Genomic DNA, 10,685 nt, shown 5'->3' with positions numbered 1-10,685 from the left:
CCTGGTCTTTTACCTAAAGAACTCAATGTTTTCCTTAAGCCAGTCAGAAAGCTCACGCGGGGCTGAGCCGGTTAGTTCTTCGACCGTCAGGGTTCGCTCTATCAGTACTGACTGATTGAATATTTGATCCAGTCCAACCAGCAGTTCTGCAACGAATGAAGGCAGGCCTTCAGCCAGTAACGCAGCACGCTGTTCCTCGGGTGAGCGGTCCATATAGGTGACCGTACGACCTAAAAGATCGGATAATTTCTCTGCAACCTCATGCATTGTCCAGGTACGTGGGCCTGTAAGGTGATAAGCACGCTGGGAGTTATCCGCTACTTTTTCAAGTAGCGCCGCACGTGCCGCATCGGCTATATCCCGAACGTCAATCAGATTGACACGCCCCTTACCTGCTGCGCCTGCCCAGGTTCCAGCAGCGACATGTCTGCCAGCGCGCTTGAGTACATCCATGAAAGTCGTCGGTCTCAATACGGTTGAGGCTACAGGTTGTTGGGCCAGATGAGCCTCTATCGCTGCATGCCACGCAAAAGGATTGGCGAGCGTCGCGGGTCCCATCACGGAAAGTTTAACAATATGGCGTACGCCTGTTTTTACCGCTGCATCAATGAGTGCCATCTCATTAGCCACCTGTTGAAGGGATGTACCATGGGAGATAAAAAGCTTATCGACCCCCACAAGCCCCATTTCTAACGTTGAAGGCTTATCAAAATCCACAACCGCAAATGATACTCTGTCGGAAATATTTTCAGGTTCCTTTTGACGCGTGAGTGAAATAATCTCCACGGGATCTGATGAAAGCTTATTGATTAAGTGTGAACCGACCCGACCTGTCGCTCCTGCAACAGCGATACGCAATACAGGTGCGGGAGTATTCGATTGATTAAGCATGGTGAACCCTTATTATATGATGGAACGATCAGTACAACAATCTTGGTACGATCATTCCAGATTGTCAACGGAGGATTTATGAGCGGTAAACCGCAATACGATGAAAATGCCGTGCTGAATGCAGCGATTGATGTTTTCTGGGGGCATGGTTATGCAAACGCATCCATCAGCGACCTTACTGAAGCAACTGGCCTGTCCCGGTCGAGCCTTTATCAGCGTTTTGGGGATAAGGACGGGCTATTCAATGAGTGCCTCAGGCTGTATACGGACCGCGTCCTGACACGCATGAATTCGATTCAATCTGAGTCTTCAAGAGTGAGGGTTGAAGCATTGCTGCGTGAATTCCTTCCTGACAGCGCTGGAACAAGCCACCGCAAAGGTTGCCTGCTGTCTCGCAGCCTCACTGAGCAGGCAGACCTTACACCCGAAGGAAAAATAACTACGAATGTGGGCATTTGCCAACAGCGACAGGTATTTTTAAACATTTTGGCGAAAGGGCAATTAGCGGGTGAAATCGCGGAGGATGTCGATCTGGAACTGCTGGCCTGGTATTACTTTGGCATTCTGCAGTCAGTTGTCAATCTGCCTTCAGCCGGAGCAAGCCGACAGACGCTTTCACAGCTCATTGATATTTCAATGTCGGCCTGGCCAAAAAGCGAGATTACCCATCCAGATTCTGATGGGATAACCTGAATCGGTATCATCAAAAATATCAGGCCCCGCACTTACCGGAGTTTAAAACCAGAAATTGCCGGCGCATCAGCAGGCAGCGTTGTGCCTAAACAACACATCTGAGTGCCCCACCGTTTCTCATTTCATCTCAGCAGCCTGATCAAACCGCCACCTGGCGGCTTCAACTTCAGGCTATTTATTAAGCGTCCATTAGTGTAGTTCACGGAATGGTTGCTGCAAGGTCCGGCTGCCATCGGGATGTATGTCATGGCGCAAAGATGAGTACTAATGATCGATTGCCTTCTTATCGTCGCCCTGGAGCTCGCCCAATACTGAGCGCGCCGGACGCGGTGCACCGAGATGCAGGTAACGGAGTTCATCCATAAAGGCACTCCAAAATGAGGGCCCCCCCCTTTCCAGCCGCTCCGCACGCAAAGACGCTTCCTTGCTAGCTTGCGTATGCCGAAGACCCCAGGCAGCCATCTGTGCGAGCAGAGGTACAAGCTGTATGGCCGCTTCCGTAAGGCTGTAGATCCCTTTCTGATGATGATTCGGATCCGGACATCGTGTCAGCAGGCCTGACGCGGTCAAGTGCTTCAGCCGACTTGCGAGAATGTTAGTGGCGATGCCTTCCTGATTTTGCTCCAGCAGGGCGCCATAACTGCGTCGGTTCTCGAACATAACATCGCGGATAACGATCAGGCTCCAGCGGTCGCCTATCTGTTCAAGCGTCAGGTTGATCGGGCAGCCCGATCGTCTTGTTTGCGGCACAGCGATTCTCCTTAAATTTCCACTTGCATTATGCAAGTTTCACAAATATCATTCAACCACTTGCAGTTTGCAAGTAATGCGATTCCTGACGGATCGACAGCGAAATCGAACATGCGTGTGGCTTTCACCACGGATTATGTCGGCAATTCGGTAGTGCGGGTGGCCGGAAAGGCAACAACGACATGGCACGATGAGCCGGCGTTCCGCGAAAGATCATTACGTATTTACGTACCTATCTCACTACACACAACAATGATTAGGAAACACGATGAAATTCTCCACTATCAGTTCGCGTACCCTGCTCGCGGTATCGTTAGCATTCGGCGGCACCTTCGTTGCTGTCGCACCGGCCCAGGCTGCAGCGCCGATGCAGCACAAGCAGGTTGCGGGCTTCTATCGCACGATGATTGGCGACTATGAAGTCACCGTGCTCCATGACGGCAGCGGCAGCATTGACTCCAGCCTCCTGCATGGCGATCCGGCGCTCATCCAGTCCCTCCTGGCGCGCTCCTTCCAAAATGATCCCAAGAAAGTCTCGGCCACCGTCCAGGGCTACCTCGTCAACACCGGATCCAAGCTCGTTCTCATCGATACCGGCTCAGGCGGCCACTGGGGCGGCCCCACGCTGGGCAAGCTCGTGCAGAACCTGAAGGCCTCTGGCTACAAGCCGGAGCAGGTTGACCTGGTGCTGCTGACCCATCTTCACGCTGACCATAGTGGCGGGATCTACAAAGACGGGAAACGCGTCTTCCCGAATGCGACCGTGATGATGAAGAAGGCCGACGCCGACTTCTGGCTGTCGAAGGACATCATGGCCAAGGCCCCGGAAGACGCAAAAATCTTCTTCACGGTGGCACAGGATGCCGCCGCGCCTTACATCGCTGCAGGCAAGTGGAAACCGTACGAAGGCATGGACGAAATCGTCCCCGGCATCGCACCGTATGCCATTCCCGGCCATACGCCTGGTCACACCGGCTACATGATTTCCTCAAAGGGTCAGTCACTGCTGGTCTGGGGCGACGTCGCTCATGTTGGCGCCGTGCAGATGCCGCACCCGGAAGTCAGCATCGTCTTTGACTCAGACAGCGCATCGGCTGTCAAAACGCGTGAAGCCCTTCTGGTGAAACTCGCCGCGGACAAGACAATGATTGCCGCTGCCCACATGCCGTTCCCTGGCCTGGGCCGTCTTCGCCAGGCCGACAACGGCGTGGGCTATGACTGGGTGCCGGCTACCTTCGTCAACCTGAAATGAGGTGAACCATGAACTACGACTCATCTTCCATCCGCACGCTCCGCGATGCGATGTTCGCATCCAACTTAGCGCATCCCGTACAGACCATCGAGACGCTTCGCGTCGACATGGAGGCAATTTCACAGGTGAACCCGCCGGCGGCTGACCTAACCGTCGAGCCGACCGAGCTCGGTGGCGTAGCCGCGGTGGCGATTACGGCTCCCGGCGCGTCCAAAGACCGGGTTATCTACCATTTCCACGGTGGTGGCTGGGTGGCTGGCTCTCCTGCCTCGCATTTGGGCATGCTCGGAGAGCTGTCTCGAGCGGCAAAGTCCCAGGTCATCGTTCTGGACCACTCCAAGGCACCCGAGCACCCATTTCCGGCGTCCTACGACGAGTCCATCCGCGGCTACGAAGCAGTGCGTGCGCTTGGCAAGCCGTTCGCCGTGACAGGAGATTCCAGTGGCGGCGGCATGGCTCTCAACGTTCTTGCCTACGCATCCTCAAAGGGCCACAAGGACGCGCGAGCCGCGCTACTCATTAGCCCATGGGCAGACTTAACGCTGACGCTGCCCTCGTTAACGCAGTTGGCCGACCGCGACCCAATGGTCAACGCGAGCGCAATGCGGGAGATGGTCAAGGCGTACGCAGGCGACCACGACTTGAAGGATCCCCGCATCTCACCCCTGTTCGCCGACATGCACGGTTTTCCTCCACTGCTCATCCATGTCGGAAGCGACGAAATACTTCTCGACGACGCGCTTGAAATTGACCGAAAGGTGCGAGCGGCCGGCGGTGAGTCGCACCTTGAGGTCTGGCCGGAGATGCTCCACGTCTGGCACATCCAGACAGCCTCTTTTCCTCAGGCCCACGACGCGCTGCAGCGAGCCGGCGAGTTTCTCATCGGGCACCTCGAGAAATAGCCCGCGCACACTCTGCGAAGACGCAGACACTCGATAGAAGATTGTAATCACTACTGACAAGACATCAGACAGGAGATTGTAATGAATACTGACACCAACGCGCCGGGAACGGCATGGATGCAAATCGTCATGAAGAAAGGCACGAGCGACTTCGCGAAGTCGTTTACCGCTGACGCCAGCCTTCAGACCTCAGCCCTCAGCAAGACCGTGGTCGGCCCGACACTCATCGGGGCGTTCTTTGCCGCGACAAGCACGATGTACGAACACTTCGTGTTCACTGCGGAGACCGTCGACGGTGCGAAGACTTACCTTGAGTGGGATGCCATCCACGCTGGCAAGCCGATCGCCGGCGTCACCCTGCTCACTCGGAATGAGTCCGGCCTCATCAACAACATCAAGCTCTTCCAAAGCCCGTTTGCCGTCGTTCGTGAGTTCTCATCCGGCCTTAGGGAGCGACTCGAAGGAACACTCGGTCAGGACTTTTTCAGCTAAGCCGGAAAACAAGCTAAGCCGGGAAAACAGCACCTCATTTAACCTGAACAACACAGCCGAGGAAACACTCATGCCAATATTTCACGCCCACATTCCGGCTCAAAAATTCTCTGGCGACGAGAAGCGGGCTCTGGCGGATGCCTTAAATCTCGCACTTCATGAAGCCATGGATACACCTATGGATGACCGTTTCGTCATCATCAGCGAGCACAAGGACGATGAATTCTTCATCCATCCGACTTTTCCTGACATGAAAAGATCCGACAAGCGCATGATCGTAACGGTGACGACCGGTACGAGCAGGACAGTGGAGCAGAAACGCAAGCTCGCGGAGTTGGTCACCCGATACGCAGTAGAAAAGGTCGGCGTCAGCCAGGACGATGTCACCCTTATAATGCAGGCTATTCCCCTGGAGAGCATGAGCTTCGGCGGTGGAAAGCTGGTCTCTGACATCGACCTTTCTATGCCGTGGGTAAACAAGTAAATCAAACTTAAGGAGTTCTTTTTCAATGTGCTACTGCATCAGATTTATGATTTAAAGGGGAGGAATACGATATGAACGAATTATTAGAGCTTGCAGTAAAAGCTCATGGCGGCCTGGATCGCTGGGAGAAAATTTCAAAAGTAAACGCCCAATCAAACATTGGAGGAGCGCTGTGGCATATCAAAGGAAACCCAGGTCTTTTGGACGATTACGACTTTGAAATTAAAACACACGAACAACACGTGATCTTCAATAGTTTCTCCGCAGTGGATCGACGCAGTATTTATACACCGGATCATGTATCCGTAGAAAGCACGAGCACGGGCGAAACATTCCTTAGCCGTCACAATCCACGTGATTCATTTGATGGTCATGTTCTAGAAACACCGTGGGACGATCTACATGTAGCATATTTCGCAAGTTATGCAATGTGGACGTATATGACTCAGCCTTTTTTGTATACGTATCCCGGCTTTGTGACTGAGGAACTGTCTCCATGGTTGGAAAATGGCGAGACATGGCGTCGTCTTAAAATTACATTCCCTGAGAACATTGCTACTCATAGCCGTGAACAGGTTTCTTATTTTGGAGAAGACGGCCTGTTGCGTCGACATGATTATACAGTAGATGTTAGTGGTGGTGCGCCTGGTGCCAATTATGCGTCTGATTACCATGAGTTCAACGGCATCATTGTACCGACAAAACGACGTGTTTACCCTATGCAACCGGACGGACAAAAGGTACCGGAGCCTCTACTAGTTACCATAGATATGAGCAAAATCTCTTTCATATAACTAGGGAATCTTTTGAGTCTTTCCGAAAAAGATTCGGTTTTTGAGGTATTCAAAAAAGGTCAGTAAAACGGGAAACGCGTCTTTCCGAATGCGACCGTGATGATGAAGTAGGCCGACGCTGACTTCTGGCTTTCGAAGGAAATCATGGTCAAGGCCCCGGAAGAAGCAAAAATCTTCTTCACGGTGGCACAGGATGCCGCCGCGCCTTACATCGTTGCAGGCAAATGGAATAGCCGCTTAAGTTCCAAACAGAATGCATCACTACACGACTAATTCAGCTTGAAAGAGGCACACTCCATGACCACCTTGTTCGATCCCATCCAAGTCGGCGACCTGCAGTTACCCAACCGCATCGTCATGGCGCCGCTGACCCGCTGCCGCGCCAGCGCCGGCCGTGTTCCCAATGCCTTAATGGCCGAGTATTACGCCCAGCGTGCCAGCGCCGGACTGATCCTGAGCGAAGCCACTGCCGTCATGCCAATGGGCGTCGGTTACCCCGATACTCCGGGCATCTGGTCCGCAGAACAGGTGGCCGGCTGGAAGCTCGTCACCGATGCGGTTCATGCCGCAGGCGGGCGCATTTTCGTGCAGCTGTGGCATGTCGGGCGGATTTCCGATCCGGTTTATCTGAACGGCGAGCTGCCCGTGGCGCCGAGCGCCATTGCCGCCAAGGGCCATGTGAGCCTGCTGCGGCCAATGCGCGATTTTGTGACGCCGCGCGCGCTGGAAACCGCAGAGATTCCGGGCATCGTCGAGGCCTACCGCAAGGGCGCGGAGAACGCGAAGCTCGCCGGATTTGACGGCGTGGAAATCCACGGTGCCAATGGCTATCTGCTCGACCAGTTTTTGCAGGACAGCACCAACCTGCGCACCGACCAGTATGGCGGCTCAATCGAAAACCGCGCCCGCCTGATGCTGGAAGTGACCGATGCCGCGATTTCGGTGTGGGGCGCCGGTCGGGTCGGTATGCACTTGGCACCGCGTGGCGAGTCGCACTCGATGGGCGATTCCAATCCGCTGGCGACTTTCGGTTACCTGGCCAAGGAACTGGGCCAGCGCGGCATTGCGTTCATCTTTGCCCGCGAATCGCTCGGCAAAAAACGGATCGGCCCGGCGTTGAAGCTGGCGTTCGGCGGCGTGTTTATTGCCAATGAGGCATTTACCGGCGGCACTGCTCGCCAAGTACTCGCCGCCGGCGAGGCGGATGCCGTTTCTTTCGGCAAGGATTTCATCGCCAACCCCGATCTGCCGCACCGACTGGAACTGGACCTGCCACTCAATGCGCCGCGCCCGGAAGCCTTCTACCCTTACGGCCTGCCCGATCCGGTGGTGGGTTACACCGACTACCCGAGCCTGGCACCGGTGATGGGATGAACTCGGATTAATAAACGTACAACGAAGCCCGCCAAGCTGCGGGCGCTTTAGGTAAAACTATGACCGACTGGCATTTCTATGAACCGGCGCAGGGGCATTCCCTGCGTCACGATCCGCTCAACGCCATCGTCGCTCCGCGACCGATCGGCTGGATCAGCACAGTCTCTAACGATGGCGTGCGCAACCTTGCCCCCTACAGCTTCTTCAACCTGTTCAGTTACAAACCGCCGATCATCGGCTTTTGCTCGCTGGGTGCGAAGGACTCGCTCGCCAACGCGCGCGACACCGGCGAGTTCGTATGGAACCTGGTGACGAGAGAGCTCGTCGAGACGATGAACGCCTCCGCGGCGATGGTGCCAGCACACGTCGATGAGTTCGGGTTAGCCGGGCTGGAGAGTCTGCCTTCTGCCAAAGTGCGGCCATCGCGCGTTGCGGCTAGCCCGGTGCAGTTCGAGTGCGTGGTTACCCAGATCGTGCAGCTTGAGGCGCAGGGCGGCGCGGCGCTGCCGGCGTGGCTGGTGTTGGGCGAAGCAGTAGCGATCCACATCGACCGGAAGTTGATCAAGGACGGCGTGTACCAGACTGCGCAGGCGCGCCCGATCCTGCGCGGCGGTGGGCCGGCCGACTACTTCGAAATCAGCGCGGAGCAGCTTTTCAGGCTTGAGCGACCGGTTGATTGACCCGGCGCCGAGCAAGATCGTGCATACAGAGATTCATCACCGGCCGCTCGATGGCGTCCGGAAATTTTCCGCGAAACTCGGTCGCCGCCAGCAAGGCAAGGTCGATGCCAGTCACTTTTACGGCGCCGCCTGACATTTTTCTACAAGGAGAACTCCCATGTTTCAACGTACCGATATCTCATTTGAAGCCGAGGGCGGTGTCACACTACGCGGCTGGCTCTATGTGCCCACCGGCGGTACCGGCCCTTATCCCGCCATCACCATGGCGCATGGCTATGCCGGCGTGAAGGAGCACGGCCTGGAGCGATTCGCCGAGAAATTCGCCTCGAATGGCTTTGTCGTCCTCCTGCACGATCACCGCAACTTCGGTGCCAGCGATGGCACGCCGCGCCAGGATATCGACCCATGGCGCCAGATCGCCGATTGGCGGCGCGCGATCAGCTTCCTGGAACATCAGGACGTCGTCGACGCGAAGCGCATCGGCTTGTGGGGCACGAGCTATTCCGGCGGTCACGCGCTCGTGCTTGGCGCAACCGAACGCCGCTTGCGCGCGGTCGTCGCGCAGGTGCCGACGATCAGCGGCTTCGAGCAAGGACTGCGCCGTATTCCGCCCGACGCCGTTGCCGCCATTGAAGACGCCTTCGCGGCGGACGAGCGCGCGCAAGCACGCGGTGAGTCGCCGCACCGACAGACGATCGTCAGCGCCGATCCTACCATCCCTGCTTCGTACCGCGCCAAGGATGCCGTCGAGTTCTATCTGCAGCCCGTGCCCGACGGCGTCTGGGAAAACAGCGTCACGGTGCGCTCGACGCGCGCCGCGCGCATGTACGAACCGGGCACGTGGATTGCGCGCGTGTCTCCCACGCCGCTGCTGATGATCGTCGCGCTGCAGGACACGATCACGCTGACCGATCTCGAGCTGGCCGCCTACGAGCGCGCCCTTGAGCCGAAGCGCCTCGTGACGATCCCCGGCGGCCACTTCGATCCGTACACCACCAGATTCGATCAATCCAGTGCCGCCGCGCTGGACTGGTTCAAGGAACACCTCGCGTAACCTCAACTTACGACAACACAGGAGTCCGGCATGTCTCATCTCACCCATACCATCGATCATGGCATTGCCACGATCATTCTCGCTCGCTCGCCGCAAAACCGCATCGGCGACCAGATGGTTGACGAACTGGCTACAGCGATCAATGCGATCGAACGCAGTGATGCACGCGTCGTACTGGTGCGCGCCGAAGGCGAGAACTTCAGCTTTGGCGGCGACATCATGCCCTGGCCCGACGACACCCCCCGCCAGTTGCGTGCGCGCTTCGAGGGTTACATGGATGTCTTCAATCGCTTCGAACGCCTGCCCTTGCCTGTCATTGCGGTGGTGCACGGCTTATGTGCCGGCGGTGGTTTTGAACTGGCGTTGCGCGCCGATGTCATCTTTGCCGCCGAAAGCGCAACGTTCTGCCATCCGGAACAGTCGCTTGCCCTCGTGACCCTGCTGGGCGGCATCTATCGCGTCGCCGAACGCGCAGGACGCGCACGTGCCATGGAATGGGCGCTGACTTCCGAGCGCGTCCCTGCCGCGACGATGGAGCGCTTCGGCGTGATCAACCGCGTCGTCGCCGATGCCGAGCTGCTTGCAGAGGCGCATGCCTTCGCCGCGAAGTTCGTGCACGGCCCGACACGCGCCCACGCCGCCCACAAGGCCTTGCTGCGCGCCTGGGCTAACGGCGGTGTCCAGACGGCCGACGATGTGATGTTCAACATCGCCATGCCCTTGTTCGAGACGGAAGACGTGAAGGACGGGCTTGCTTCGGCTATCAAAGCCCTAAAGGCCGGCACGCCGCGCCCGATGCTCGAATTCAAGGGCTATTGATCCGCCACGCAAGCCCTGTCAGGGAGCGGAACATGCCCGAATTGCTGACACGGGTGGTCGAGGCGAATGGGGGATTGGCGCGCTGGAAGAAAAGGCATGAAACGCTCAGCACCGCTATCGTGACGGGTAGCGCACTGTGGGCGCTGAAGGGACTGGTTCAGGATGTCAGTAGAAAAGGCTGGCGTCAGCCAGGACGATGTCACCCTTATAATGCAGGCTATTCCCCTGGAGAGCATGAGCTTCGGCGGTGGAAAGCTGGTCTCTGACATCAACCTTTCTATGCCCTGAGTAAACAAGTAAGAAAGACGAAGCGGCCCAGTTCCTGGAAACGAGGCCGCGAAGTTGACTTGAAACGGATGTCTCGTGCGTTTCTCCGGCGTGGGGCTCATGTGGCTCCGATCCGACACCGCTCACTTCTGATTTGACAGCCACAACGGATCTACCATCTGGCCCCCACAACGGCAGGGCCAACCCTGAATCTCCGTCTTCAGAGATGGTTC

Annotated in this window: 14 protein-coding genes; 12 read left to right on the top strand and 2 right to left on the bottom strand. The window is 56.8% G+C overall.

The features are described from left to right. Positions 1–9 precede the first annotated feature (9 nt). Positions 10–891 carry an NmrA family NAD(P)-binding protein gene (locus DCH402_RS06960; protein WP_040000465.1) on the bottom strand — a complete coding sequence of 294 codons (882 nt, stop codon included), beginning with the start codon at positions 889–891 and terminating at the stop codon, positions 10–12. A 78-nt stretch (positions 892–969) separates the two neighbouring features. On the opposite strand from DCH402_RS06960, the gene DCH402_RS06955 reads away from it, so the two are divergent. Then, positions 970–1,584 (top strand): TetR/AcrR family transcriptional regulator, encoded by a 615-nt coding sequence (locus tag DCH402_RS06955; protein ID WP_040000464.1) that lies wholly within the window; start codon positions 970–972, stop codon positions 1,582–1,584. A 264-nt stretch (positions 1,585–1,848) separates the two neighbouring features. Here DCH402_RS06955 and DCH402_RS06950 read toward each other — a convergent pair whose 3' ends face one another. Further along, a complete protein-coding gene (locus DCH402_RS06950; protein ID WP_200864872.1) occupies positions 1,849–2,334 on the bottom strand; it encodes a winged helix-turn-helix transcriptional regulator in 486 nt (161 codons plus the stop codon). Positions 2,335–2,602: 268 nt separating this feature from the next. Here DCH402_RS06950 and DCH402_RS06945 point away from each other — a divergent pair, with 268 nt between their 5' ends. The 11 genes from DCH402_RS06945 (at position 2,603) to DCH402_RS22850 (ending at position 10,451) form a co-directional block, all read left to right on the top strand. Next, positions 2,603–3,586, top strand: coding sequence for an MBL fold metallo-hydrolase (locus tag DCH402_RS06945; protein WP_040000463.1), 984 nt, complete (start codon positions 2,603–2,605; stop codon positions 3,584–3,586). Positions 3,587–3,594: 8 nt separating this feature from the next. Continuing rightward, entirely contained in the window at positions 3,595–4,488 is an 894-nt protein-coding gene (locus tag DCH402_RS06940; protein ID WP_040000462.1) for an alpha/beta hydrolase, read from the top strand. Between the two features lie 81 nt (positions 4,489–4,569). Beyond that, complete coding sequence (locus tag DCH402_RS06935; protein ID WP_040000460.1) at positions 4,570–4,980, top strand: hypothetical protein; 411 nt, start codon at positions 4,570–4,572, stop codon at positions 4,978–4,980. A gap of 70 nt (positions 4,981–5,050) precedes the next feature. Beyond that, on the top strand, positions 5,051–5,464 hold the full coding sequence (locus DCH402_RS06930; RefSeq protein ID WP_040000459.1) for a tautomerase family protein: 414 nt from the start codon (positions 5,051–5,053) through the stop codon (positions 5,462–5,464). Between the two features lie 71 nt (positions 5,465–5,535). Beyond that, positions 5,536–6,258 carry a hypothetical protein gene (locus DCH402_RS06925; RefSeq protein WP_040000458.1) on the top strand — a complete coding sequence of 241 codons (723 nt, stop codon included), beginning with the start codon at positions 5,536–5,538 and terminating at the stop codon, positions 6,256–6,258. 144 nt (positions 6,259–6,402) lie between these two features. Beyond that, entirely contained in the window at positions 6,403–6,531 is a 129-nt protein-coding gene (locus tag DCH402_RS23265; RefSeq protein WP_264085368.1) for a hypothetical protein, read from the top strand. Between the two features lie 24 nt (positions 6,532–6,555). Then, positions 6,556–7,632: an alkene reductase gene (locus DCH402_RS06920; protein WP_040000457.1), complete on the top strand. Its 1,077-nt coding sequence runs from the start codon at positions 6,556–6,558 to the stop codon at positions 7,630–7,632. Positions 7,633–7,691: 59 nt separating this feature from the next. After that, a complete protein-coding gene (locus DCH402_RS06915) occupies positions 7,692–8,312 on the top strand; it encodes a flavin reductase family protein (protein ID WP_040000456.1) in 621 nt (206 codons plus the stop codon). Between the two features lie 157 nt (positions 8,313–8,469). Next, on the top strand, positions 8,470–9,366 hold the full coding sequence (locus DCH402_RS06910; protein WP_040000455.1) for an alpha/beta hydrolase: 897 nt from the start codon (positions 8,470–8,472) through the stop codon (positions 9,364–9,366). A gap of 30 nt (positions 9,367–9,396) precedes the next feature. Next, a complete protein-coding gene (locus tag DCH402_RS06905) occupies positions 9,397–10,185 on the top strand; it encodes an enoyl-CoA hydratase/isomerase family protein (protein WP_040000454.1) in 789 nt (262 codons plus the stop codon). A 32-nt stretch (positions 10,186–10,217) separates the two neighbouring features. Next, positions 10,218–10,451: a hypothetical protein gene (locus DCH402_RS22850; protein ID WP_196808435.1), complete on the top strand. Its 234-nt coding sequence runs from the start codon at positions 10,218–10,220 to the stop codon at positions 10,449–10,451. Positions 10,452–10,685: the final 234 nt, after the last annotated feature.

It is taken from the genome of Dickeya chrysanthemi NCPPB 402 (assembly GCF_000406105.1).
GTDB lineage: Bacteria > Pseudomonadota > Gammaproteobacteria > Enterobacterales > Enterobacteriaceae > Dickeya > Dickeya chrysanthemi.
Note: the sequence above shows the minus strand (reverse complement) of the source record. Positions and strands in the feature narration are given on the sequence as shown.

Coding starts and splice junctions, on each gene's coding strand:
- DCH402_RS06960 (WP_040000465.1), bottom strand. CDS start 891: ATGCTTAATCAATCGAATACTCCCGCACCTGTATTGCGTATCGCTGTT.
- DCH402_RS06955 (WP_040000464.1), top strand. CDS start 970: ATGAGCGGTAAACCGCAATACGATGAAAATGCCGTGCTGAATGCAGCG.
- DCH402_RS06945 (WP_040000463.1), top strand. CDS start 2,603: ATGAAATTCTCCACTATCAGTTCGCGTACCCTGCTCGCGGTATCGTTA.
- DCH402_RS06940 (WP_040000462.1), top strand. CDS start 3,595: ATGAACTACGACTCATCTTCCATCCGCACGCTCCGCGATGCGATGTTC.
- DCH402_RS06935 (WP_040000460.1), top strand. CDS start 4,570: ATGAATACTGACACCAACGCGCCGGGAACGGCATGGATGCAAATCGTC.
- DCH402_RS06930 (WP_040000459.1), top strand. CDS start 5,051: ATGCCAATATTTCACGCCCACATTCCGGCTCAAAAATTCTCTGGCGAC.
- DCH402_RS06925 (WP_040000458.1), top strand. CDS start 5,536: ATGAACGAATTATTAGAGCTTGCAGTAAAAGCTCATGGCGGCCTGGAT.
- DCH402_RS23265 (WP_264085368.1), top strand. CDS start 6,403: ATGGTCAAGGCCCCGGAAGAAGCAAAAATCTTCTTCACGGTGGCACAG.
- DCH402_RS06920 (WP_040000457.1), top strand. CDS start 6,556: ATGACCACCTTGTTCGATCCCATCCAAGTCGGCGACCTGCAGTTACCC.
- DCH402_RS06915 (WP_040000456.1), top strand. CDS start 7,692: ATGACCGACTGGCATTTCTATGAACCGGCGCAGGGGCATTCCCTGCGT.
- DCH402_RS06910 (WP_040000455.1), top strand. CDS start 8,470: ATGTTTCAACGTACCGATATCTCATTTGAAGCCGAGGGCGGTGTCACA.
- DCH402_RS06905 (WP_040000454.1), top strand. CDS start 9,397: ATGTCTCATCTCACCCATACCATCGATCATGGCATTGCCACGATCATT.
- DCH402_RS22850 (WP_196808435.1), top strand. CDS start 10,218: ATGCCCGAATTGCTGACACGGGTGGTCGAGGCGAATGGGGGATTGGCG.